The organism is Salibacterium lacus, from assembly GCF_042684865.1.
Classification (GTDB): Bacteria; Bacillota; Bacilli; order Bacillales; family Marinococcaceae; genus Salibacterium; species Salibacterium lacus.
Genome location: NZ_JBHUML010000003.1, coordinates 442,760 through 467,065 on the forward strand (window position 1 = coordinate 442,760; position 24,306 = coordinate 467,065).

Consider the following 24,306-nt stretch of genomic DNA (forward strand, 5'->3'; position numbering starts at 1 on the left):
CTTCATTTCCGTCTCTTCTCTTAGTTGTCTGCATTTGTGTCCTGATTGTTCTGAGACGATTCTTCCGACCATTCCAGTGTGATCTCTTCAACTCCCGGCTCTATCTGTACGTTAGGCGGACCTGACGGCTGAACAGAGATAACAGAAGGGCTTGATCCTCCTTCGCGGTTCTCCCAGTCAGCGGTGAGTGTCAGATCGCTCTCACTCAGACCATCCAGAACAGAGGCCGCTCCGTATACGGTAACGTCGGAAGTGAGCTCGTCCGGCTGCGTTACCGTATATGAATACGAATCAGGCATATTCTCGATGGTAATAGGTACATTTTCCAGCGTACGTTCTTCTTCTTCTCCAACTTCCACTTCAACAGCAATGTTCTGCGGCTCCACCTGCTTCACGCTTTCCGGTGCCTCCAGAGGAATCTCCAGTGTTCCGCTTTCCTGAACCCGGCTTAAGTCAAGCACTGCTTCCAGTGTATTGATTTCTCCAATGACATCAGGAGGTCCGGATACAGAGACCCGCGTCGGTTCCATATTCAGAGAAACGATGCTGACATTATCAGGAAGGTCCCCCTCTCTGGAAAGGCTTATGGGAACTTCAGCTTCCGGGCTCTCCACCGGCACAGACACATTCACCATTTCCGGCGCCGTTGTCACATCCAGTTCATTGCCCTGCTCATCGTATACTGTTACCTGTGATTCATTTTCCAGCTTTTCCGATGCTCCGGCAGCGTCCACCGAAACAGCTACTCTGTCTATATTTTCATGTACGTCCTGCGGGGCCTGAATATTCACTTCCCCGGGAGATACTTCTGCTTTGCCGAGAGAATATCCTTCTTCTACTTCTGTTTCGTTATTGATATCCAGTTCCACGGGGTAAGAAACCGTCTCTTGTTCCTGCAGTTCTATGGCAGCTACGCGTGGTGTGATGGATACTTCCAGGTCAGCAGGAAAATTCCGCTGCTGCAGTCTGACGTTATGAGTACCCGCCCCACTATCCTCTAAATCAGCATACACTTCATAAGAGGGTCTCGACAATTGGAAAAGCATGATCGATGTCTGGGGGCCTGTCAGCTCTACACTCACCGTTTGCGGTGCATCGGTCACTTCATACTCTTCTTCATTATAGTATACTTCCACCTCAACATCCCGCACGGTGTAGGAGCCCTCCTCATCGTCCGGCAGTACACTGGGAGTGTTGCTGACATTATCCATATTCACCATCGCATACAACATCCCGGCCAGAAGAAGGGAAATGAACCGCACAAACCATTTGTTGTTAAACAGTTTATCCATGCTTTTTCCCTCCCCACTGCCACAAACTGGAGGTGTTCTTCACGTCCGCAATTAATTCTCTCTCCAGCATGGCACGAAGCGTTTCTTCATCAAGATCTCTGTGCAGATCTCCGTTTTTGGTTACTGAAATGCCGCCGGTTTCTTCTGAGACAGCGATAGTGAGACAATCGGTCACCTCACTGATGCCAAGCGCCGCGCGGTGCCTTGTGCCAAGTTCTTTGGAAATGAACGGGTTCTCCGACAGCGGCAGATAACAGGCTGCTGCTGATATTTCATTTCGTCTCATAATGACAGCCCCGTCATGAAGCGGAGTGTTTGGAATAAAGGTATTAATTAATAATTCCGACGTTACCGAAGCATTCATCGGAATGCCTGTTTCCACATAATCGTTCATCCCTGTTTCTTTTTCTATAGAAATCAAAGCACCGATACGGCGTTTTGCCATGTATTTCACAGATTTCATAATCGCTTCCACGGTTTTTAGATCGTTTTCTTCCTCCGGTGTTGCTGTTCTTCCGAAAATGCGTCCACGACCCAGCTGCTCCAGCGCCCGGCGCAATTCAGGCTGAAAGATAATGATAATAGCCAGCAGTCCGTATGTAACAGCCTGACCCATGATCCACTGCAGTGTACGAAGCCCGAAAAAACTGCTCAAAAACCATACTGCGAGAATGACAGTAATTCCCTTCAGCAGCTGAACAGCCCTGGTCCCGCGGATTACAGTGATTAATTTATATACTACGTAAGCCACAAGCGCAATATCCACAACCGCCCGCAGCAGACCTAGAAACTGAAAGTCTCCTCCTGTAAACATCTCGCTTCCTCCAATTAAGTCTGGCCAGAAAAAGAAAACAACGCTCTCATTATATCATATTTTCTGCTTCTGTTTGATAATGAACACAGACTTGTTTTCATTATTTTTTATTCTGTTATGGGATGTTCCCTTTATAATAAAAAAGGGCATCCGGTACGTTAGTCGCCGGAATACCCGTCTTGTTTCACGTATAAGTGTGTAAAAATGTGAAAAGAAATAAATCTAGTCTTTGCTTTCCCCGCCGGACGGGAAGACATCTCCTGCTATTTGTTTCGTGTGGTACCAGATCCATTCCAGCACCTGGTCCACTTCTTCTATATCTCCTGCCACGTCACCGGCCGATGCGAGATACTTCTCTCCGTTGATCACGGTCAGGCTTCCTGTGATTTCTCCTTCTACTTCAACTTTGGCATTGCGAACCATCAGGTCTCCTTCCACCGTCTCTCCTTCGGGAATGGTGACCGTGCCGGCGTCTTCGTCGATCATTACGTTCCGGCTTCCCTGAACGGAAATATCCCCCCCGGCCTGTTCGTTCCATACCGAAAAGAGACTCGAGACCATCAATACGATAAACAGCGACGCTGCCACAAAGAACGGGTGCTGTCTTGACCATTTTTTCCACGTCACCCGTTTTTTCTGGTTCGGAAGACTGTTCATCACACTTTCTGTAAATCCGTCCGGAGCCGATATATGGGAGGAACTCTGCACAAGCATCACTGCTTTTTTCAACTCGCGGCAGCGGGCCGCGCAGTCTTCACACGTCTCCATATGTTCAAACAGCTCTGAACGTTCTTCCTGGTTGATGCCTGCATCCAGGTATTTATCCAGCAGAATTTCATATCGGTTTTCGCAGCTCATAGTCATTCCTCCCTCCTCACGCATGGCCCAGCCTCTTGCGCAAGGCTTCCCGGCCGCGGTGAATATGAGTTTTCACCGTGTTTTCCGGCAGATCGAGCACATCGCTGATTTCTGTGATGGACAAATCTTCTATGTAACGCAGTATAACAGCAGCCCTGTATTTTTCCGGAAGAAGGGCTATTTCCTGCTGCACCCATTCCTGCAGCTCCAGCGTAACCACTTGGTCTTCCGGCAGATTCTGTGAAGCGGCCAGTTGCGAATAGCCGGTTAATCCATCCGTTCCCTGAATCTCAGCATCCAGAGAATAATCAGGTTTTTTCTTCCGAATCCGGTCAATGCACAGGTTCGTCGTGATACGAAACAGCCAAGTCGAGAACTTCCGGGTTTCATCATAGCTCTCCATATTGGCATATGCCCGTAAAAACGCCTCTTGAGCCATATCCTGTGCCTCATATCCATTCCCGGTCATCCGGTAGGCAATCTGGTACACCTTATCTTTATATAAGTCTACCAGTTCAGCAAAAGCATCCTGATCTCCTTCTTTTTTTATCTCTTTTATCAGTCGTTTCACTACCGCATCCATGTTCTCGACCTCCACCCATTTTCTCAGGGTATCTTCCTTTACGTATCACAGCGTTTTTCGTTTCAGACGATACGATTGTATCACGTTTTAGAAGGAAAGGTATAAAAATGACATTTTTGTGAAAAGATATGTTTCCTTGTTTTCAATACAATGGAAATAAGCGATAATATACAGGATACTCTGAAATGAGGGGTGACCATCTTGTCAGAACAACTGCTTTTGCGGGAGATTGAAATAAAAAGAGAGAAATTGAACAGACAGGCCTGTAGACAGTCCTTTTTTTCAGAGGAAGTGATCCGCCTCAGCAAAGAACTCGACCACCTGTTGAACATGTATAACGGATTCTATCATGACAATCAGCCTGCTGCTCCCGCCAACTAATTTATCGTTTGCCCTCTTCTCCGCCAAGTCTCTGTTAGGCGGATTTTTTTGTGGTTTTCAAAACTTTTATACCTTAAAAAAGCTCAGCCGCAGGAGCTGAGCTTTTGGTTTGCTCGATTAAATGGTGGAGCCTAGCGGGATCGAACCGCTGACCTCCTGCGTGCAAAGCAGGCGCTCTCCCGGCTGAGCTAAGGCCCCGTATGTATTATAATGGAGCGGGTGATGGGAATCGAACCCACGACATCAGCTTGGAAGGCTGAGGTTTTACCACTAAACTACACCCGCATCATGGAGCGGAAGACGGGATTCGAACCCGCGACCCCCACCTTGGCAAGGTGGTGTTCTACCACTGAACTACTTCCGCATAGATAGGTGAAAATGGTGAGCCATGGAGGATTCGAACCTCCGACCCTCTGATTAAAAGTCAGATGCTCTGCCAACTGAGCTAATGGCTCTTCTTACTCAATTATCTCCGCACACGGCAGGCATTTTACTGCTGTATGTAAAAACAACTGATTATCATTGTACTCCATTGTATCCGAAAAAACAACGGTTTAAACAAATGGTGGAGGGGGACGGATTCGAACCGCCGAACCCGAAGGAGCGGATTTACAGTCCGCCGCGTTTGGCCAACTTCGCTACCCCTCCGTCTTCAAAAGACACTTTCCTATTATACCAAAAAAGTGCGTAATGTCAATAAAAAAATGGAGAATGGTGACCCGTACGGGATTCGAACCCGTGTTACCGCCGTGAAAGGGCGGTGTCTTAACCACTTGACCAACGGGCCGTTTCTCCAGCAGAAGCAAAGCCTTGTCTGCTGACACAGGATATTATATCTTAAACGCTGCAGTTGTTGCAACACCTTTTTTAAGAATCAGGAGGAACTTTTTGTTCCGCTTTTGCTTCCTTTTCCTCCCCCTGCCTGCTGCATGGAAAATAGATTGGAATCAATAGAAAACACAAGTTTGTCCCGCTCTCTTTTTCGCTTCAAAGCGAGCTGAATAAGCTGATCCGTTAATGTTGTGTAATCTTTACCTGCCGGTTCCCACAAGTAATAAGACAGTGATCCGGGTATGGTGTTGATCTCATTGACATAAACGCGGCCCGCATTCTGATCAATAAGAAAATCAATACGCGATACACCGCTGCAACCAAGAATCTGGAATGTATCCTTGGCAAGTTCCTGGACTTCCTTTGCCCTGTTTTCTTCAAGTTCAGCAGGAATGATACGATCCGTGCTTTCCATTCCTTTCGCACCGTCTCCATCTTTTCCGTTTCCACCCTGGTATTTATCTTCATAACTCAGGATGTCTTCGGACTTCAGCACTTCTTCAATGACGGAGGCTTCCACTTCTTCATAATCTCCGAGCACAGAGCAGTTCACTTCTTTCATATCTTCAACCATCGTTTCAACAAGGAGCTTCGAGGAAAATTCCATGGCTTCTTCCACCGACTCCTCCAGTTCCTGTTGGTTTTCGGCTTTATTGATCCCCACGCTCGATCCGAGATTGGCCGGCTTCACAATGACCGGAAAACCAAGTTTTTCACGTATCATTTTGGTCATTTCCCGGCTGTTTTCCACCCAGTAGCTGCTGTAAAACCAGACATAATCGAGAACCGGAACACCAGAATCCCGCAGAATCTGTTTCATTACTACTTTATCCATGCCACCCGCCGAAGACAGCACATCGCATCCTACATAAGGAAGGTGAAGCAGTTCAAAGTACCCCTGCATCACTCCATCCTCTCCAAATGTGCCGTGGAGAATCGGGAAAGCAAGGTCTATCTCTGTAATAATTTTCTTCCCAAAACGAGGAACCGGGTCTTTCTGAAGGAGGACGCTTTCGTCTTCTGAAGTCGTGAGTGTGACTTTCTGTGCATTCTCCAGCAGATTGTCCAGGTCTTTATAGTTTTCTATATCCAGCAGCTGCTCACCGGTGTAAAAGGAGCGGTCTTTACTGATGTACACAGGGACCGCTTCGTATTTCGAATCGTCCATCGCCTGCACAGCCTGCAGAGCGGTAATAACGGATACTTCATGCTCCACCGACACACCGCCGAAAAATACCCCTACCCTTGTTTTCATGTACAGCTCTCCTTCATCTGATTACTCGTTAAATGTATCCGGGAGATCATTTTCCAGCAGAACCACTGACTTCTGAAGCGCCTGCTCGTTCATTTTCTGAAGGGCGTCCTGCAGGTTCTCCGCTACATAATATTGATTTTTTGGATATCCTTTGTCTGCAAGTCCCTGCTGCATCGGTTCCGTTTGTTTCTTCCCGACTAATATGACAAAGTCACAGACATCTGCAGCATATTCGGCAAACCTCTTGTTCAGTTCATACTCTTTTTCTCCCAGCTCTATCATTCCGGGTGTGACAAGCATCTTATATTCCGGCATCTGTCCCAGCACTTCAAGCGCCATTCTCGATCCGACCGGATTCGAGTTGAAACTGTCGTCTACAATCGTAATATTGCCGGATGATTTTTTCAGTTCCAGACGGTGTTCCACCGGCGCGACCTGCTTGACGGAACGGGCAATCTTTTCAAAAGAAATGCCTTTTTCCGATGCCATCGCTATCGCGGCAAGAATATTGTAGATGTTATGACGACCGAGCAGTTTCGTCTGAATCTTTACCGACGTTCCATCGTATTTATAAACGGTGAACTCCGACCCTTTGGAAGAATAGGAAATATCAGCAGCCCGGTAATGAAGATCCACTGAATCAATCCCGTAATACATCGTCCGGCACTGATTACGCTGCTGGTAAGACATGATATTCTGATCATCTTTATTCAGAAAAGCCGTCCCCTCATGCGGGAGTGTCTCAATTAATTCAAATTTTGTCTTCTTGATATTATCAAGTGTCTTGAATGTCTCCAGATGCTGCTCCCCGATTGCGGTCAGTATTCCGTATTTCTGATGAACCAGTTCACTTATGTCCTGAATATCATATTCCTGTTTTGCTCCCATTTCCGCAATGAAGATATTGTGATAGGGTTTCAGCATCGTCCGGATGGTCTTGGTAACTCCCATTTTCGTGTTATAACTCTCGGGAGTCATCAATACATTAAATTCAGACGACAGGACGGTTTCGAGAATGTGTTTCGTACTTGTCTTTCCGTAACTTCCCGTCACGCCAATCACTTCAAGGTTATTCATCTGTTTAATTATCTTCTCCGCGTCATGGTAGTAATACTGGCTGATCTGTTTTTCCACCGGCCAGTTGATAACATTGGCAGCAAGGGTATAAAAATACGTGAGAACGGAGGAACCTGCCATAAGCAGCAGAAACCATCCAATACTGCTTTCAAGCCCTGTGCCGAAAATAATGCCCAGCAGAGCCGTCACCGCAAATAATACCCCGGTTGTAACAAGAAGCCTCTTCACTCTGGAAGTAAAGACCAGCTTCTTCTTTTCTTGTTCTTCCGCCGTGAAATAGGCCAAAAGCGCAAAAATAAGCGTTCCCACGGTTAACGCTGCCGTTTCGTTTCCAAAAATCAATGGAAGAAAGGAAAGAAACGGAAGAAAGCTCTGTGCCGGAAAAGCTTTGGACGTGTGTGAAATCACCCAGTTCCAGTATCGTTCTGTCCGATAGGCATTTAACTGCAGCATATGAGTGCTGGTTTTCACGATTCGGGCCGTGTGCCAGCCCCAGGCTGCCAGGAATAATAGTATAAGTATGCCTGTCATTACTTCCTCTCCCCTTTATCTTTTTGAAGGAAAGAATCGATTACCAACAAAAACTGCTGCCGCTTATCAAGATACGAATAATGACCCGCATTTTCCAGAACGACAAGACCCGCATCCGGAATCATGTCTTCCATCAAACGGGCATCTGCGACGGGAGTCGCCTCATCATGCTCCCCCCATACAAGCAGTGTCGGCACCTGTATGTCGGGAAGATGATGGCGGAGGTCCTCATTCACCACTTTAACAAACGTCTGCTGCATCGTTCCGGAAACATTTTTATAATCTGTGGAACCGAGCTTTCCTTTTACTTTTGTGAGAATCGTTTCTTTATACCGGTTGAGCACCGGCAGGTTCAGTATATTTTTAAATGCTTTATACGTATAGACTTTAACATAATACTGCCATTTGCGTTTCGGCTTAATTCCGGCACTGTCCACAAGAATCACTTTATGTACCGGACTGCCGGCAGCGTATTTGATCGATACCCTGCCGCCGAAGGAATGACCCACGAGAATCGGCTGGTCGATATGCATCGTTTCAAGAAAGGTCCCGAGCATTTTGGTATAGGCTGCGACGTCCCAGGGTTCCGGCGGTTCTTCACTTTCTCCAAAACCAGGGAAATCAAGGGACCATACTCTGAAATGTTTCTCCAGGGATTGATGAACCGGAGCAAAAGCTTTCCGCTCCGCCCCCCACCCGTGAAGAAGCACCACATCCGCTCCTTCTCCGGAGACGTGGTAGCCCACCTTCACTCCGTCTATATCTATGTTCACAGCTATAACGCCCCTATTCTTCGCTGACTTATATCTATATTGTATATATAATCACCTGCTACGCTGTTTATGTTCTTTTCCATAAAACACATAGCCGCCACTATATCTTATCATATCTAAAACAAAACGAGAATCGTATCTTTCATTCGGTTTTTCACTTGCAGCCCTTTCTCTCCAAGCAAACTTGTAATGTTATTCACAGAATAAAAATCTTTATATTATTTTTGCACAGGGCAGGATATAACTAAGCAGAAAGAGGAGGGTTTGGTATGTTTCTGGAATATGACGCGGCCGTATTCAGCCGGATGCTGACCGGCCTGACACTCGGATTTCATATCATCTTCGCTACGATTGGTGTCGGCGTGCCGTTGATGATTGCCTTTGCCGAGTGGATGGGGCTGCGCAAACATGATGAACATTACCGGCTTCTCGCCCGGAGGTGGGCCCGCGGGTTTGTTGTCACGGTGGCGGTGGGTGTGGTGACCGGCACTTCCATCGGGTTGCAGCTGAACCTGCTCTGGCCGAATTTTATGCAGCTCGCCGGACAGACGATTTCCCTCCCCCTTTTCATGGAAGTATTTGCTTTCTTTTTCGAGGCAATTTTTCTTGGTATATATCTTTACACGTGGGACCGGTTTAAAAACAGAACCCGCCATTTCCTTCTCATGATACCGATTGTCATCGGGGCTTCGTTTTCCGCTTTCTTTATCACCTCGGTCAACTCTTTCATGAATGCGCCTCGGGGTTTCGAGCTGACAAACGGTGTGATTACCAATATACACCCACTTGCTGCGATGTTCAATCCGGCGGCTCCGACCAAAACCGCCCACGTGCTTGTCACCTGCTACCTCACATCCGCTTTTGTGCTCGGCATGATCGGCGCCGTCAAAATGCTCAAAGGCGACCGGCATGTGTATCACAAAAAAGCATTGCAGCTGACGATGACAGCCGCGTTTGTTTTCTCTATCGGTACGGTAGGTATCGGTGATCTATCGGGAAAATACCTGGCCGAGTACCAGCCTGAAAAACTGGCTGCCGGCGAATGGCATTTTGAAACGCAGACAGAAGCTCCACTTGTCGTAGGGGGAGTGCTGAAGGAAGGTAATAACGTTCAGTATGCGCTTGAAGTTCCCTATGCTCTCAGCATTCTGGCGCACGGCACGCCGTCGGCGGAAGTGACTGGTCTGGAGGAATTTGCACAGGAAGACCGGCCGCCGCTCATTGTGCATTACTTTTTTGACAGCATGGTAGCAATCGGGATGTATCTTGTTTTTATCCCCCTGCTGTACCTGGTGTTCAGGTGGAAAAAACCGGCCTGGCTGCATCATAAGGTTCTGCTTTGGGGTGTTGCCGCCGGCGGACCGTTGTCCATTCTTGCGACAGAGTTGGGATGGGTGTATGCGGAAGTAGGCCGCCAGCCGTGGATTCTGCATGACATCATGCGGACACCGGATGGCGCGACGACCTCCGAACATGTCGATGCCATGCTGTATCTGTTTATCGGACTTTACGCTGTCCTCGGGATTTCAAGCGCCGTTGTTCTGCGAAAAATGTTCAAGAACAATCCCGTTGCTCATGAACTCGAGAGCCGCGGCATTGACAGACGGGGAGGGTCGTCATGACTTACGAAATACTCGGCATCACCGTATTGTGGCTGTTCCTTTACGGTTACCTGATTGTCGGCTCTATCGATTTCGGAGCCGGATTCTTTCACTTTTACAACAAACTCTCCCGTAAGAATTACCAGGTGAACAAACTGATCCAGCGCTATCTGTCCCCTGTGTGGGAAGTGACGAATGTGTTCCTTGTTTTCTTCTTTGTCGGGATTGTCGGTTTCTTCCCCGACACCGCGTATTATTACGGAACGGCGCTTCTTGTTCCGGGAAGCATCTCTATTGTCCTGATCGCCATACGCGGCTCCTATTACGCTTTCAATACGTATGGCTCCAAAGACAGCCGGGTATACTCGTTTCTCTACGGGATAAGCGGACTGTTGATCCCTGCTTCATTCACGATCGTGCTTACGATTTCAGAAGGAGGTTATCTGGATGTGTCGGAAGGCAGTGTAACGCTGCTGCTCCGCGAATTGCTGACTAGTACGTATTCCTGGAGCGTGGTAGTGCTGGCCGTGGTGAGTGTTCTTTATATTTCGGCCGCGTTTTTGACGTACTACTCGTATCAGGCGGGGGATAGAGCGTCCCATCAGATATTCCGCCGCTACACATTGTTCTGGGCGGGGCCGGCCATTCTTGCCAGTCTGCTGATCTTCTATACGATCAGCCGGCACAATCCTGAACATTTCCAAAGCATGCTGGATATAAGCTGGATGTTCATGTTGTCCTTCCTGTTTTTCCTGGGGGCTGTCATGCTGATTTACCGTGAACGCCGTCTCGGACTGGCCTTCGTACTGGTGATGCTCCAATTTTTCAGTGCGTGGTTCGGCTACGGAGCCTCCCACCTTCCGTACCTGTTGTATCCGCACCTCACTATCTACGACGGGTTCGTGAACGAAACGATGGCAGCGGCACTGATTGCCGCTTTTATTGCAGGACTGCTGCTGTTGATCCCGTCCCTCGTTCTGTTAATGAGGCTGTTTTTGTTTGATGCTGATTATGTCCGCGGGAATCGATAGGAAAGGAGCGGTGTGCTATGGAGTTTTTCCTGCTTATGATCGCGCCCCATCTTGTTCTCGCTGCTTGTGTGCTGGTCGTTTTTTTATGGGGCGGACGGCGGAGCGATTATTTTCACAACGATTGAGGAGGAAGTGGACCTTGTTGGGTTGGTGACGTTTGAGCGGTCCCACCCGGGGCCATCGTAGTTATAAACGGTTCATGGTTACGTTTACGAACATCGGACCCGCACAAACGCAACTATGGTTCATTCATGATTACGTTTGTGAAACTTCGAAACAGCAAAAGCGCATCATAAATGGTTCTATGTAACGTTTTCCGCCATTTCCCGGTCCTAAACGTAAGGATGACCGGGCGCCGGACCTCAAGAGCACCGACATACCGGTACATGTATCAATAAACAAGAAAAGCACCACTGCAGGGCAGCGGTGTTTTTTTATTCGGCAGTACCGTAATATTCTTCGAGCGTCTGATTTGTATCATGAAGGGTGGCTGCAAGCTCTTTTCCAACGTAGCGGAGGTGCCATGGTTCGTACTGATAACCGGTAATATCGGTTTTATCTTCCGGGTAGCGGATGACAAAGCCGTATTCATGGGCGTGCTCTTTCAGCCACTGCCCTTCCGGCGTCTCTCCGAAGTCATTGGTCAATGCGAAATCCGCCGACTGGGAGCTGACATCCATGGCAAGACCGCTCTGATGCTCACTTTCTCCCGCTTGAGCGCTGTACTGGTTGGCTGCTTCCATCCCGTCTTCTTCTGCGTTAGCGGCAAAAATGGATTCCTGGCGGTCATAGGAGCGGTACCCTGAAACAGCAAATAAATGAAGTCCTTCCTCCTCCGCTCCGCTGAACAGCGATTCCAGGGCTTTGGCTGCCGGTTCACGCACCTGTTTTTTCGGTACATCTTCTTCATACGGGAACCGCACATCCGGAACGGTCAGATCTTCCGGCACATAATCCGACGGTAAATGGTACTGCCGGTTCACAAGAGCATCCAGTGCCGCAGGATCCTGCAGCACCCCGTCTTCATTCACAGACGGAGGGGTCGTCTGCTCCTGTTCTTCAGTCTCTGGGTCTTTTGTTTCCGGCTGTTCCTCCTCTGCCTCAAAAACAGGCTCGGATTCTTTTTCCGTTTCTGTCTCTTGTTCGGCCTGGTCTTCCTGGGGAGATGCATCCCCGCTGCTGGTCTGCTCTTCTCCCTCGGGCTGTCCGGAAGCCGAACATCCGCCGAGGGCAAGCAGAACCGCAGCACCGAAACTGATGAGCGTTTTATTCATGGGGAATCCTATCCTTTATGTTGAAATTCCTTCTTATCATACCACGATGGAGCCGTGTCAGAAATGGAGGTTCTGGATTTTTGAATCATTGCGTAAGCAACCCCCATGGCGCTTAAGCCTCCTGCCAGTTTCCCTACAAGAAGCGGTATAATCATCGCCTCATCCACAGCAGCAGTGTAACCGAGGTGACCACCGAGAAGAAATGCTCCGCTCACCGCGAAAGCATAATTCATCAATTTTCCATCCTCGTCCATATCCCTGCTGAGCGTAAACATTGGAATGATATGCGCCAACGAAGCACACCAGCCGGACCAGGCCGCCGGGCTCATAATAAATTGTTTCCCCCGTCCCTTTCCGGAAATCAACTTCTGGAAAAAATGAACCAGCGGAAAGGCTCCTGCCAGCGTAAACGCAAGCGTCCCAACGGTCAGTATGCCTTCCCGGGACGGGGCCATACCATCAATAATAGTCCAGCCGGTAAGCGACTGCAGCACAACGACAACCGTAGCCAGTGTTGTTACCACCGTCACCAGCCTCCCGAAAATCCGAAACCCTTGCACCATCGCTTCCATTTTCCACCATAATCCAAGTAGAATCAAACCGGATACGAGAAAAATGGGCACCAGGTTCAACACCATCTGCTGTATGGAAAACCCTGCTGCCGCTCCCCCGGCGAGCATACCGACTGGAATAGTTGTAATGCCGGCCAGTATTCCTTTCGCAAACAGGGCGTGATCTTCTTTTTTCAGGATACTCAAAGCAACAGGCACCGTAAAGGTCAGCGTTGCTCCCAGCATACTGCCAAGAAGAATACCGGCAAACCGGGCGGATTCTTCCGTTCCCGCCAGTTCTCCGGCCAAGGCCCATCCTCCCATGTCCAGTGCCAGGATCGTGGTGGCAAACATCGACGGGTCCGCTCCCAGCCATTGGTAAACCGGTGCGACCACAGGCCGGAGAAGGTCAGCCAATACAGGGGCAAGCGAAATCATTCCCACAATCACAACAGCGACCGGTCCCATCGCGGCAAAACCCCGGTCAAAGGCTTGCCCGTAACCAAACCGGCTGCCAAATGCTTTATCCACCCCGCCGACTATCACAAAAACCGCCAGGATCCAAATCACAATATCCTGAAGTACTCCCAAGGTATTTCCTACTCTCTATGCTCTATATTCCTTCTGTATCTGAGCTTTGTTGTTTTCATGTTCTTCTCTAAGATAACGCGAAAACCGGTAGCTGTCCACGAACGCTTCCAGCACATCCAATCGTTTCTGCTGCCTGATTTCGTCCCGGAGTGTTTCGATATACCAGCGCGAATCTCCGATACGGTCTCTCATTTCATCACGGTCTGTCGTGCACTTGCCGTGACCGGGAATAAGCAGCTTGATCTTTTTGTCATCCACCACTTCTTCCAGTTTATCCACCGTGCGTTCGTAGGCTTCGCTGTCATGATGAATAAAAGGAAACTCGACATCACTTACATAGTCTCCGGCAATCAAAACCCCCGGTTCATGCACCACAGCAAACACCCCGTCGACCTGATGCCCCGGTGCAAGATAAAAAGATACTGACGTATCACCATTTTTTATCGTCTGTTCATCATGATCAATGATAATATCAATTTGGGGATACTCCACGGGATAAGGGCGCTCAATATAATAATAGTCTTCAAAATCCTGCGCTTCCTGCACCATCTTCTTCTTGTTGGTTCTATCCACAAATCCCCGCGAAGCAATGGTAACTGCTTCCGGAAATGCCTTCCACCCATGAATATGGTCAAAATCAGAATGCGTAAAAAGCAGGTATTTATGCTGTCCGGCATCGTTTTTTGCAACGTGCTGCCGTATGGTCTCGATTTCACCGGGGAGCCAGGTTGGATCCACGATAAGAATCATATCTTTTGTAACAGCGACAGTGGACGTCGTTTGATAAAGCTCACTTTGAAATACCGTAACGTATTGATTTTTGTATTGCACCGGCATCATGCCACCTCTTTCGTTCTATAAAAATCACGTGTACCTGATAGAATCAGGTGTTTCCCAGCATATACCCGTTTTACCACAACGATAAAAGCGTAAAAAGGAGCCTGCCTGAATGAAATATTATATATACCTGTTTATTATTATCCTGATGAGTGCATGCGGCACTGCATCTTATGAAGAAGGAGAAAAAATAAAGGCGGAAGTGACGGAGGTCGTAGACGGAGATACAGTTACCGTAGAAATGGCAGATGGCAAAGAAGAAACGATCCGCCTGCTCTTGATCGATACACCTGAAACAGTGCACCCGGAGGAACCTGTTCAACCGTACGGACCGGAAGCCAGCGGCTATGCCAAGGATCTGCTTCCGGAAGGAAAAGAGGTTACCGTGGAAATAGACACGACCATCCGTGATGATTATGACCGTTTCCTTGCTTACCTCTGGGCTGACGGGGAGATGGTCAATAAACAAATGGTAGAAAAAGGGCTGGCCCGCGTGGCTTATATTATTGAACCAAACACCCGCTACGTGGAGCAGCTGCAGGAGGTCGAAGAAGAAGCCCGTTCCGAGGAGAAAGGGATATGGGAAAAGGAAGGCTACGCAGGGGAAGAAGGGTTTCACCCTGAAGCTGTCCAGGAAACAGAATGCGAAGATCCGAAGATTAAAGGGAATCACAGTTCAAGCGGGGATTATATTTATCATACACCCGGGAGCCGTCATTATGAACAGACCAAAGCTGAGGAAATGTTCTGCAGCACGGAAGCGGCCGAAGAAGCCGGTTTTCGCGCAGTGAAGCAGTAAATAAATAAGCTGGCTGAACATCCCGTTTCAGCCGGCTTATCCTCTCACTATTTTAGATTTAGTTCCTGCGGCGGCTCCCCTGCTTTATTCATGAGCCTCATTCCTTCAGGCTGTATTTCAAGCATGATGAATTCGGGGTCGTCGATTCCGTCAAACCAGTGGTTCATGCTCTCATGCCAGAATTGCTGCTTGACCGTTTTATCTTCCCGGATAACGGCTTTTCCCGATACCTCCACATAAAGATCATCAAGTCCTTCTCCTTCATATCCAAGCAGAATGTGTACGTATGGATTCTTGTCAATTTCTTCAGCCTTATGGGTATCTCTGCTCGTCGGCGTATAAAGGGTGATGTCGTCATGATAAAACGTCATGTACCTCGAATGCGGACGCTCCTGCTCTACCGTCGCCAGCACCCCTGTTTTGTATTCATCAATAATGTGCAGAATTTTATTTTTGAGTTCATTTTGTTCCATGAAAAGGACCTCCTTTTTTTCTGCTCTTATAAAATAGGATTCCCCTGCGAAACACCGTATAAACCTTGTCGATTTTTTTACATCGATAAGATGTCACAGTATTTCACTTACATTTAATGAAAAAGATGCCGATATAATCATTGCTATTTCAAAAGGAAGCAAGGAGGAAATAATATGAGTGCACAAACCAGCACCGGGACAGACATAAGTATTCTGGATGCCTTTATAAAAGTGTCCCCATTTTTAAACCAGCTATCCCAGGAGGATGTAACCGTCGGCATATACAATACAGAAGAACTGGTACTAAACATCCCCGGAAAAACGTTCAAACTTCCCGTCAAAGTAGGAGATCCCCTGCAGGAAGGCGACATCATCGCAAAAGCGATTTTCGAAAATAAACCCCAAAGCATGATCGTTCCAAAAGAGGTATTCGGTGTTTCCGTAGCGGCCAATGCCATCCCGCTCCGTGATGAGAACCAAAACGTCATCGGCGGCGTGGGCCTTGGAACCAGCATCGAAAAAAACCAGCTGCTTGCCGACGTCAGCCATGGTCTGACAGATATGTTTGAAAACATGAGCGCCTCGATTGAAGAGATTACTTCATCGATTGATGAACTATCCAGCAATTTGAATCAGACGACTGAAGCCTTTGAAGAAATGGGCGCCGGAGTCGGCAGGATTGAATCATTTTCCGAACAAGTAACAAACATTTCCGAAAAAAGTCATATTCTAGGACTTAATGCCTCCATTGAGGCGGCAAGAGCAGGGGAATACGGGAAAGGGTTCTCCGTAGTTTCAAAAGAAGTCCAGAACATGGGCAGCCAGACAAAACAATTTGCGGCCGACATCCGGAAAACAACGAACGAATTAAATGACAAAATTGCATCGCTCCAGCACATGGTGAAAAACGTAAATGAACAATCGACGGAACAGGCCAAAGCAATGGACGATATGTCAGAAACGGTGCAGCGTGTGTACCATGAAGTGCAGAAATTAAACGAGATGGCATCCAGCCATACTGATGAAGGAAAGGGAGACTAACCGATGACATATACATTTGAAGACTTAAATACACAGGCACTCGGCGGAACCTGGCGTGATGGGAACGGCAGCCGCAGGATGGAGAACTACAACCCCTACTCCGGGCAGTTACTCGGAGCAGCCGCATCCGCTTCCCCCGACGACCTTCATGCCGCCTATGAAAGTGCCGATCAGGTACAGAAAGAGTGGAATGAACTCAACCCTTACAAACGAAGAGACATGCTGCTGGAGCTGGCGGCAGTTCTTGAAAAAAGAGAGAGTGAAATCACCGAGTTAATCATAGATGAGTTAGGCGGCACCCGCTTAAAAGCAGGATTCGAGATTGGTCTCGTCAAAGACATGATTAAAGAAGCGGCTACCTATCCGCTGCGGATGAACGGGCAGATCCTCCCCTCCCCGGTGGATGGAAAAGAAAACCGCGTATACCAGATGCCTGTCGGCGTGGTCGGGGTGATCAGCCCATTTAATTTCCCATTCTTTCTATCTATGAAGTCCGTGGTAACAGCTGTCGGAGCAGGAAACGGCGTGGTCATCAAACCACACGAAGACACTCCGGTAACCGGCGGGACGATGATTGTTCAGCTGTTTGAAGAAGCCGGATTTCCTAAAGGACTGGTGAACGCCGTTCTGCTCGACATCGGTGAGGTTGGTGACTTATTTGTCTCCCACCCTTTAAACAAAGTGATCTCTTTTACAGGGTCAACAGCTGTTGGAAAGAAAATCGGAGAACTCGCCGGCCGGTACCTGAAAAAAGCCTCGCTTGAATTAGGAGGAAACAGCGCTCTTGTTGTTCTCGATGACGCTGATGTTGATTATGCTGTCAGTGCTGCTGTGTTCAGCCGTTTCACCCATCAGGGGCAGATCTGCATGTCCGCCAACCGGATTCTCGTTCATGAATCCATCAAGGAAACCTTTCTGGAAAAGTACAAAGAAACCGTCGCTTCTCTGAAAGTCGGGGATCCCCGTGAAGAGGACACCATCATCGGGCCGCTTATTAACAAAAAACAGGCAGACACCTTGATGAAAATCATTGAGGAGGGCATCGAAGAAGGAGCTGTCCCGCTCCTGAAAGGCGAAGCCGATGGCAGCCTTGTCTCCCCGACCATCCTGACAGAAGTCACTCCGGATATGAAGGCAGCCCGGGAAGAATTGTTCGGACCGGCTGTCAGTGTACTTACCTTCCGGACCGATGAAGAAGCACTCGCTATTGCTAACGCCTCCGACTACGGTCTGAGCGGGGCCATTCATACCGAAGACATCGAACGGGGTGCAGAACTGGCAAAACGGATGGAAACAGGTATGATTCATATCAATGACGGTACGATTAATGACGAGCCGATTGTCGCATTCGGCGGAGAAAAAATGTCCGGTATCGGCCGGTTGAACGGAGATGAAAGCCTCGATGCTTTCACCACGAAAAAATGGATTTCCGTCCAGCACACGAAACGAACGTTTCCTTACTCCTGACCAGCAGTACTTTTTAAACAAACGTTTGATGAATGCCAGCCGCTCTACTTCATCCCAAACATCTGGTTATCTCTACCGTGCCGATTCTGCCTTTTCATACCTCCGCTTTGTCTCTGGACAAAGCGGAGGTATGAATTTTTTTCGTGAATGAAAGATATCAAATGATAAACCTCGATATTTGAAGATATAACCTGTTCATTAAAAATGAAAGAACCAGGTCTTTATTCCTTCTGCTTTACTTATGTTAAATAATTATTTAAAGTTTTAATTATTAAAAATATATTTAATAATTAATCGCAGGGGGGAAGATCCAACATGGTATCAAAGTGGAGAAGAATGACCGTTTACCTTTTATTTATACTTTTTATAGCAGCTTGTAGTAATGAAAAAGCCGGTACTTCTGAAGGTTCCGGAGAAAATGAAACAAAAACGAGTGCTGAAAGCAGCTCAGAAGATCCCGAAAGCTCTGCTTCCGAAGTGTTAGATCCCTCAGCTGTTCAGGATCAGGAAATCATGAACATTGCACACCGGGGAGCAAGCGGCAGTGCACCGGAAGCCACAACCTTCGCCTTTGATCAGGCGGCTGAGGTGGAGAATGCATGGCTGGAAATGGATGTCCAGAAAACGAAGGACGGGAGACTTGTCGTTATTCATGACGAGGATGTCAAACGTACAACCAACGGCGAAGGCGAGGTTGGAGAATTCACTCTGAAAGAACTCCAAAATCTCGATGCCGGGTCCTGGTTTAATGAAGAAAACCCGAATAAGGCGGATGAATCTTATGAAAATGCTTCTGTTATGACACTGAAAGAGGTATTTGAACGCTATGGCACCGAAGAAAACTATTACATAGAAACCAAATCACCGGAGTTAAACAATGATATGGAGGAACCACTGGTTGAGTTAGTGGAAGAGTATGATTTGATTGAAAATAACAGTATTATCATCCAATCGTTTAATCAGGACAGCTTGAAGACCATTCATGAATTAAATCAAGATATTCCTCTGATCCAGCTGCTGTGGTGGGAAGTCGATGAAGAAACCGGCAAACGTAAGGAGTGGCTCGACATCACACCGGCTCCTGAAGACATGACAGCGGAAGACTACGAAGAGATACGAAGTTATGCTGCGGGGATCGGTCCGCATCTGACGTTTGAAGATACAGAAGTAATTGATGAAGAGTTCGTCCAGAAAACATTGGATCATAATCTTTTATTCCATGTTTATACAATCAATAGCGAAGACAATATGGAACGTCTGATAGATTGGGGTGTTACAGGTATATTTACAAATTATCCTGAACAACTGCAGCGTGTCATAGAAGAAACAGAGAATGATTCATAACATCTATTTCATTTGTCACCAAGGGAGGCCCCGGCTTTCCGGAGGTCCCCTTTTTCCATTCACAAGTAATCAAGGCAGACGCTCCAGTGCCTTTTTCAGCATACTCCAAAATACATCATTGTTCAGGTCACGGGCCACGTGGACATTCGGTGCTTTCCCTGTCGTCTGGAGCGAATCAATAACCGTCATGCCCATCGTATAGGTGCCGCTCGTTTCGACGTTAACCGGCAGGTGCTCCGTGGAGAAGACATTCTCATTGATACTGAAGGCCGCGGCACACGCATCATGAAGAGGCGCTGCAAAAAAGCCGAAGAGACTACGGTATGTACCAGCGAAATAATCCAGAAGCTCCGCTGTGAACGCGGCGGCTTTCGTCCCTGCTCCGCGCAGAAATTCTTTCTCCTCGTCCCCGGCCAACGCCTGATGGGTAAGATCCAGACCTGCCATCGTGACCGGCAGACCACTTTCAAAAACAATGCGGGCCGCTTCCGGATCGGCATATATATTGAATTCCGCCGCCGGTGTCCAATTCCCGTACGATCCTCCTCCCATCAACACGATATCTTTTATATTCTTTTTGACCCCGGGATACCGTTTCAACAGCCAGGCGATATTGGTGAGAGGTCCTGTCGGAACAAGGGTAATGGGTTCCTCTGCGTGAAGGAGAAGCTCTGCCGTAAGATCCACCCCGTGCTGCCCTTCCACTATTTTTTCAGGTTCCGGAAGCTCTGGACCTTCCAGTCCGGTCTCCCCGTGGATATGGGGCGCTGTAACCGCGGTTCGTACAAGAGGTTCACCAGCTCCCTCCGCCACAGGAACGTTTCGAAGACCCGCCATCTCCGCAACAATCAAAGCATTTTTCGTCGTATGTTCGATCCGTGCATTCCCGGACACCGTAGTAATCGCTTGAATATCAACTTCCGGGGACCCGGCCGCGAGAAAAATCGCTATCGCGTCATCATGACCAGGATCACAATCCATAATAATCGGTTTTGGCATAACTATATTCCTTTCCTTATGTGACTGACGTTCCCCCTCATTGTAACACGGGCAGAACGTTCACAAAGCTTGGTACAAAGGCATGGGAAAGAACACTATCCAGCCGGGGGACGCCGGTAGTGTCCAGCGGACAGGGGGCCATGGACACTATGCCGCTGCTACGGACGATTAGTGGTTCCGGACTGCTGCCGGGAACCACTGTTTCTCTGTTTCAATTACGATAGTGTCCATACAACAGCATTTTGTGGACACGAACCGCTTTCCTCAGGCTGCTGACAGGCATCGGCGTAGAGCCTTTTTCTATAAAATACTCCCGACTATCCTTATAAGATAACCGGGAGTATTGGTTAGTTGAAACGCTGCACATGTTATTCGTGGGAGATGGCAATTTTACCGAAGAATTTCTGGCTGTCCAGGTATTTGTAGGCCTCGCCTGTCTGTTCCATAGGGAACGCGCTGTCGACAATTGGCTGCATCTTCTTGTCCGCGATGACCTGATTCATATTTTCAAAATCCTGACGGCTTCCGACCCCGATCGTCCGGGTGGACGCTGAACCGAAGAGATCGTAGTAATCAATCTTGTCCCCGGTGCGGCTGAGCACCCCGATAAGAGATAACTCATCTCCGGGAGCTACTGCTTTCAACGACTGCTGGATGGTGGCGGGACCGACAACTTCCACGACGCGGTTTACACCGACACCTCCGGTCAGCTCCTTGGCTTTTTCTCCCCAGTTCGGTGTTTCATTATAATTAATAACCTCATCCGCGCCGAGCTCTTTCAGTTTCTTTGCTTTTTCGTTGCTCGACGTGGTGGAGATAACGTTGATTCCCAGTTCTTTTGCGAGCTGCAACGCATAAACGGATACGCCGCCGGTTCCAAGCGTGAGAACGGTATCGCCGGCCATCAACGGGCTCGGACCGTGGAGGGCGTTCCAAGCTGTCACACCGGCACACGGCAGCGTGGCCGCCTGCTCAAACGTTAAGTGATCGGGCACTTCGACGAGAAGCTCCGGATTAATCACTTTATACTCCGTCAGCCAGCCGTCGCTGTGGGAGCCGTAAGGTTCGGTATATGTCGGACGGCGGCGTCCGCCGAACCATTCTTTCATGAAGTTACCGGCAACCCGGTCTCCGACCTGAAAACGCCGCACACCTTCGCCGACTTCCACGACTTCACCCGCGCCGTCGGATAGAGGAATAAGATTGGGCTTCATGCCGCCCGGATACTCGGTTTTCAACATCGCAAGATCCCGGAAATTCAGAGAGGAAGCTTTGACTTTCACGACGACTTCCCCGCGCTGGGCAGATGGGACGCTTTCTTCAACCGTATAGAGATTATCCACGGTTCCTTCTTTCTCCAGGCGAATCGAACGCATCGTTCCTTGTTGTTCAGCCATGTTCAGGACCTCCTTTTATTTCCAATCATTGTTCTGTCTTTTATGATAAACAACAGCAGCCCGGAACGTCCAACCATCTGCCTGGGCGGCCCCCTTTCAATGAGCAGCTATTGCCCGGTATTGGGCTGCATCATATCTTCTTCCATCTCCCCGGCATTCTCCACTGCTTCAGACGGGACGTCAACGGACTCCGTCTCGTTAAAGCCGGACATCACCGCACTGGTTGTCTGACTCATTTCCATTGACGATCCTCCCTCCTCGATGCTCAGATCCATACTCATTTCCATCTCTTCCTGATAAAAGGTCTCTTTATCGATATACATAGTATATTGAAAAGACTCGATATCCATGGCATTCATGATGGTCTCCAATTGATCTTCCATTTGCGGATCCGACTCCATCATTGCAAATTCCGTTCCGATTTCAAGAAGTTTATCTCCGGATCCCTCAATGTGAAGCACATATTGACCCTCCTCTTCCTCCATTGTCATGTTTTCGGTTACTTCCCGAAGCATGTCAAGCTGGGCTTCCGGTGACATTTCAATGTCCTCCAGATTTTCAATGCCAAGAGAGGATGCATCTGTTTTCATCCACGTATTCTGCATCGGAACTTCCATGTATATAGTCCCGTCCTCCGCCAGATACTGTTCCATCACCATATCCTCCCCGGTGGAAGGGTTGGTGGTGGTCATCTCCTGCGCGAAGGAGAGCGGATCCTGAACGATATCCATTGAAATAGAAGTATCCACCGGCGTCGTTTGTTCTCCCATCTTCATTTCCTGCTGCATATCCATATCGATCGAATAACTATTCACATCGCTCATTGCTTCCACCGACTGCGTCAACACGTCTTCGGCATTATCGACAGAGGCATCCGTCTGACTGCTTTGCTGCTCTCCTTCTTCACTGCAGGCTCCCAGCATAAATACGCAGGATACCCCAAAAACCAAAGCTGTTCTTTTTTTCATGGAAATCTCCTCCCCGGGTCAAATCGTCAATAAAGAAAAGATATCATAGTTTCTTGTATCTTCCAATGCTTTGCGAAAATAACTCAGAAGGAAAAGAGATATACCAGGATTCTGTCATTTCAAAAAAGCGGCTGGGGGGGTTTTCTGACTCGAGGACGGGATGACCGAGAGGATGTTACTTATCTTCAAGGACCGCACTGCTTCACGATGATGACACCGAACCAAAATGTCCTTACGGTTTATCCTAAATACAGTCACAGTGCGTTGGCTTAATGTGCCGTCTCTGCGTTCATAAATGACCTGAACCGGCGCTTTTGTTTCTGCCGCTCTCGTTAGAATGCTGTCCATGTTGATGCCTCCTCCACTCTTTTCTATATCATAAACGAACACCTGTTTCATTTCAAGTTAAAAAGGAACAAAAGTTCGTTTTTCTATTAAGAACTTTCTTCCCTTGACTCTTTTTTTACATGAGTGATCATGGTAAAATTTTCAATATATAAAGTCGTGTTTCAACTCTTAATACGGGAGTGAGTGCATTGGATGAACGAATAGAACCTCTCATCAAATATACAAAAACAACGCTCGGCCTGGGGCAGTATCATCTGCTGACAAGTGACATCCGGCGGTCGGCCACTATTTTTAATGAAACGATGTACGAATTAAGTATGGAGTGGCTCTCGCCTCACGTGAAAGAGCGGGACGAAGATGGACTCAACCCGAATGGAACGGCAGTTGTTGGTATAAACATACATACCCAACGATTCCACAGTATTATTTTCACTGGTGGAACGTCCTATGCGGATGGATACAGATTTAAAAAGGCAGGCACACGGGACATCATCAAGTGGCTGGAGCAGGAAACCGGACTGGAACATGGCAGGCAGTTTCAGCTCACGAAAGAAGAAGGAAAGGAGTACAGGTTCGAGGAATGTATTGATGGGACAAACGTTTCTCCTTCCGGCTGGATAGACATTCGTCTGGACGAACAGGGAAATCTTACTTTCTTCTCCATAGACGGCTCGTTTCCCGCGGAAGACTTGATACAGAAGGAACCTTTTTCCTTAACATGGGAGGACGTCGAACCGTTTGCCCGGGAGCAGGTGCAGCTCACAGCGTTTCCTTCGTCAACAGAAGAGAAAATGGTTCCCGTCTATGCGGCGGAAGAGGTTTATGTCACAAACGACGGGCAATCTATAATTTCTTTTGAGCCTTTTGCGGAGAGAAGGTCTTATACGCAGATAAACCAACGGCTGGAATGGCAGACAGCCATAGAGGGTTCCTTTGAAGGAAAAGCCATTTCTCTGCAGGAAAAAGTAAGCGCGGAGCAGGCCTTCCTCCGTGAAGAACATCCGGACACATTTCCCATTACTGATGAGGAACAACAGCGGGCCATTCAAGCTGTTATGACCCTGATGCGCGAGGGGATGATGTGTGAAAACCGTTTGTAAACAGTACGTATGAAGGTTGAGTGAGTCGAATTCTTAATAATGGGTAAGAATGGATAGGAATACTGCCGTTTCAAACGACAGGGACATCAC

General features: G+C 48.2%; 23 protein-coding genes and 6 tRNA genes. 9 read left to right on the forward strand and 20 right to left on the reverse strand.

Translation table 11 applies throughout. The features are described from left to right. Window positions 1-20: 20 nt before the first annotated feature. From ACFSUB_RS12605 to sigW, 4 genes are all read right to left on the reverse strand, one after another. Window positions 21-1,292 carry a CdaR family protein gene (locus ACFSUB_RS12605; protein WP_380713606.1) on the reverse strand — a complete coding sequence of 424 codons (1,272 nt, stop codon included), beginning with the start codon at window positions 1,290-1,292 and terminating at the stop codon, window positions 21-23. Continuing rightward, the gene (gene cdaA, locus ACFSUB_RS12610) at window positions 1,285-2,106 is read right to left on the reverse strand and encodes a diadenylate cyclase CdaA (RefSeq protein WP_380713607.1); all 822 of its coding nucleotides are present in this window, start codon (window positions 2,104-2,106) and stop codon (window positions 1,285-1,287) included. The genes ACFSUB_RS12605 and cdaA overlap by 8 nt, the downstream gene beginning before the upstream one ends. A gap of 222 nt (window positions 2,107-2,328) precedes the next feature. Beyond that, window positions 2,329-2,964, reverse strand: coding sequence for a zf-HC2 domain-containing protein (locus ACFSUB_RS12615; RefSeq protein WP_380713608.1), 636 nt, complete (start codon window positions 2,962-2,964; stop codon window positions 2,329-2,331). A 16-nt stretch (window positions 2,965-2,980) separates the two neighbouring features. Continuing rightward, entirely contained in the window at window positions 2,981-3,547 is a 567-nt protein-coding gene (gene sigW, locus ACFSUB_RS12620) for an RNA polymerase sigma factor SigW (protein WP_380713609.1), read from the reverse strand. Window positions 3,548-3,748: 201 nt separating this feature from the next. Between sigW and ACFSUB_RS12625 the strand changes: the two genes are divergently transcribed. Next, window positions 3,749-3,928: a Spo0E family sporulation regulatory protein-aspartic acid phosphatase gene (locus tag ACFSUB_RS12625; RefSeq protein ID WP_380713610.1), complete on the forward strand. Its 180-nt coding sequence runs from the start codon at window positions 3,749-3,751 to the stop codon at window positions 3,926-3,928. Window positions 3,929-4,050: 122 nt separating this feature from the next. On the opposite strand, the gene ACFSUB_RS12630 is transcribed toward ACFSUB_RS12625, so the two are convergent. The 9 genes from ACFSUB_RS12630 to ACFSUB_RS12670 form a co-directional block, all read right to left on the reverse strand. Beyond that, window positions 4,051-4,126 (reverse strand) — tRNA-Ala (locus ACFSUB_RS12630). Between the two features lie 13 nt (window positions 4,127-4,139). Continuing rightward, window positions 4,140-4,213 (reverse strand) — tRNA-Gly (locus tag ACFSUB_RS12635). A gap of 4 nt (window positions 4,214-4,217) precedes the next feature. Then, window positions 4,218-4,292, reverse strand: a tRNA-Gly gene (locus ACFSUB_RS12640). A gap of 15 nt (window positions 4,293-4,307) precedes the next feature. Further along, window positions 4,308-4,383: transfer RNA gene (locus ACFSUB_RS12645), tRNA-Lys, on the reverse strand. A gap of 108 nt (window positions 4,384-4,491) precedes the next feature. Further along, window positions 4,492-4,576 (reverse strand) — tRNA-Tyr (locus tag ACFSUB_RS12650). A gap of 64 nt (window positions 4,577-4,640) precedes the next feature. Next, window positions 4,641-4,715: transfer RNA gene (locus ACFSUB_RS12655), tRNA-Glu, on the reverse strand. 87 nt (window positions 4,716-4,802) lie between these two features. Continuing rightward, window positions 4,803-6,014: a D-alanine--D-alanine ligase family protein gene (locus ACFSUB_RS12660; protein WP_380713611.1), complete on the reverse strand. Its 1,212-nt coding sequence runs from the start codon at window positions 6,012-6,014 to the stop codon at window positions 4,803-4,805. A 21-nt stretch (window positions 6,015-6,035) separates the two neighbouring features. Further along, window positions 6,036-7,622 (reverse strand): Mur ligase family protein, encoded by a 1,587-nt coding sequence (locus tag ACFSUB_RS12665; RefSeq protein WP_380713613.1) that lies wholly within the window; start codon window positions 7,620-7,622, stop codon window positions 6,036-6,038. Further along, window positions 7,622-8,395, reverse strand: coding sequence for an alpha/beta fold hydrolase (locus tag ACFSUB_RS12670; protein WP_090926216.1), 774 nt, complete (start codon window positions 8,393-8,395; stop codon window positions 7,622-7,624). Before ACFSUB_RS12670 ends, ACFSUB_RS12665 begins: the two co-directional genes overlap by 1 nt. A 269-nt stretch (window positions 8,396-8,664) precedes the next feature. On the opposite strand from ACFSUB_RS12670, the gene ACFSUB_RS12675 reads away from it, so the two are divergent. From ACFSUB_RS12675 to cydS, 3 genes are read left to right on the forward strand one after another with little or no spacing between them, the layout of a single operon-like run. Beyond that, window positions 8,665-10,017 carry a cytochrome ubiquinol oxidase subunit I gene (locus tag ACFSUB_RS12675; protein WP_380713614.1) on the forward strand — a complete coding sequence of 451 codons (1,353 nt, stop codon included), beginning with the start codon at window positions 8,665-8,667 and terminating at the stop codon, window positions 10,015-10,017. Continuing rightward, window positions 10,014-11,027, forward strand: a complete 1,014-nt coding sequence (locus tag ACFSUB_RS12680; RefSeq protein WP_380713615.1) for a cytochrome d ubiquinol oxidase subunit II — start codon at window positions 10,014-10,016, stop codon at window positions 11,025-11,027. The genes ACFSUB_RS12675 and ACFSUB_RS12680 overlap by 4 nt, the downstream gene beginning before the upstream one ends. A 17-nt stretch (window positions 11,028-11,044) precedes the next feature. Then, the gene (gene cydS / locus ACFSUB_RS12685; protein WP_380713616.1) at window positions 11,045-11,152 is read left to right on the forward strand and encodes a cytochrome bd oxidase small subunit CydS; all 108 of its coding nucleotides are present in this window, start codon (window positions 11,045-11,047) and stop codon (window positions 11,150-11,152) included. 309 nt (window positions 11,153-11,461) lie between these two features. Here the strand turns inward: cydS and ACFSUB_RS12690 are convergent, their stop codons facing one another. Genes ACFSUB_RS12690 through ACFSUB_RS12700 form a run of 3 tightly spaced genes read right to left on the reverse strand, consistent with a single transcriptional unit; the run spans window position 11,462 to window position 14,283 of the window. Beyond that, window positions 11,462-12,301, reverse strand: a complete 840-nt coding sequence (locus tag ACFSUB_RS12690; RefSeq protein WP_380713617.1) for a M15 family metallopeptidase — start codon at window positions 12,299-12,301, stop codon at window positions 11,462-11,464. Between the two features lie 8 nt (window positions 12,302-12,309). Next, window positions 12,310-13,443 (reverse strand): ethanolamine utilization protein EutH, encoded by a 1,134-nt coding sequence (locus ACFSUB_RS12695; RefSeq protein WP_380713618.1) that lies wholly within the window; start codon window positions 13,441-13,443, stop codon window positions 12,310-12,312. Between the two features lie 15 nt (window positions 13,444-13,458). Then, window positions 13,459-14,283, reverse strand: a complete 825-nt coding sequence (locus tag ACFSUB_RS12700) for an MBL fold metallo-hydrolase (RefSeq protein ID WP_380713619.1) — start codon at window positions 14,281-14,283, stop codon at window positions 13,459-13,461. Window positions 14,284-14,392: 109 nt separating this feature from the next. Between ACFSUB_RS12700 and ACFSUB_RS12705 the strand changes: the two genes are divergently transcribed. Continuing rightward, window positions 14,393-15,079, forward strand: coding sequence for a thermonuclease family protein (locus ACFSUB_RS12705; RefSeq protein ID WP_380713620.1), 687 nt, complete (start codon window positions 14,393-14,395; stop codon window positions 15,077-15,079). A gap of 47 nt (window positions 15,080-15,126) precedes the next feature. Here ACFSUB_RS12705 and ACFSUB_RS12710 read toward each other — a convergent pair whose 3' ends face one another. After that, entirely contained in the window at window positions 15,127-15,552 is a 426-nt protein-coding gene (locus ACFSUB_RS12710) for a pyridoxamine 5'-phosphate oxidase family protein (RefSeq protein WP_380713621.1), read from the reverse strand. A 174-nt stretch (window positions 15,553-15,726) separates the two neighbouring features. Here ACFSUB_RS12710 and ACFSUB_RS12715 point away from each other — a divergent pair, with 174 nt between their 5' ends. The 3 genes from ACFSUB_RS12715 to ACFSUB_RS12725 all read left to right on the forward strand — a co-directional run bounded on the left by ACFSUB_RS12715 (window position 15,727) and on the right by ACFSUB_RS12725 (window position 19,404). Beyond that, window positions 15,727-16,593, forward strand: coding sequence for a methyl-accepting chemotaxis protein (locus tag ACFSUB_RS12715; RefSeq protein ID WP_380713622.1), 867 nt, complete (start codon window positions 15,727-15,729; stop codon window positions 16,591-16,593). 3 nt (window positions 16,594-16,596) lie between these two features. Further along, entirely contained in the window at window positions 16,597-18,060 is a 1,464-nt protein-coding gene (locus ACFSUB_RS12720) for an aldehyde dehydrogenase family protein (RefSeq protein WP_380713623.1), read from the forward strand. 315 nt (window positions 18,061-18,375) lie between these two features. After that, a complete protein-coding gene (locus ACFSUB_RS12725; protein ID WP_380713624.1) occupies window positions 18,376-19,404 on the forward strand; it encodes a glycerophosphodiester phosphodiesterase family protein in 1,029 nt (342 codons plus the stop codon). A 69-nt stretch (window positions 19,405-19,473) separates the two neighbouring features. On the opposite strand, the gene ACFSUB_RS12730 is transcribed toward ACFSUB_RS12725, so the two are convergent. The 3 genes from ACFSUB_RS12730 to ACFSUB_RS12740 form a co-directional block, all read right to left on the reverse strand. Continuing rightward, a complete protein-coding gene (locus ACFSUB_RS12730; RefSeq protein ID WP_380713625.1) occupies window positions 19,474-20,403 on the reverse strand; it encodes a nucleoside hydrolase in 930 nt (309 codons plus the stop codon). Between the two features lie 368 nt (window positions 20,404-20,771). Then, on the reverse strand, window positions 20,772-21,800 hold the full coding sequence (locus ACFSUB_RS12735; RefSeq protein ID WP_380713626.1) for a zinc-dependent alcohol dehydrogenase family protein: 1,029 nt from the start codon (window positions 21,798-21,800) through the stop codon (window positions 20,772-20,774). 107 nt (window positions 21,801-21,907) lie between these two features. Further along, the gene (locus ACFSUB_RS12740) at window positions 21,908-22,768 is read right to left on the reverse strand and encodes a DUF6612 family protein (RefSeq protein ID WP_380713627.1); all 861 of its coding nucleotides are present in this window, start codon (window positions 22,766-22,768) and stop codon (window positions 21,908-21,910) included. Window positions 22,769-23,304: 536 nt separating this feature from the next. Between ACFSUB_RS12740 and ACFSUB_RS12745 the strand changes: the two genes are divergently transcribed. Beyond that, window positions 23,305-24,216 carry a hypothetical protein gene (locus tag ACFSUB_RS12745; protein WP_380713628.1) on the forward strand — a complete coding sequence of 304 codons (912 nt, stop codon included), beginning with the start codon at window positions 23,305-23,307 and terminating at the stop codon, window positions 24,214-24,216. Window positions 24,217-24,306: the final 90 nt, after the last annotated feature.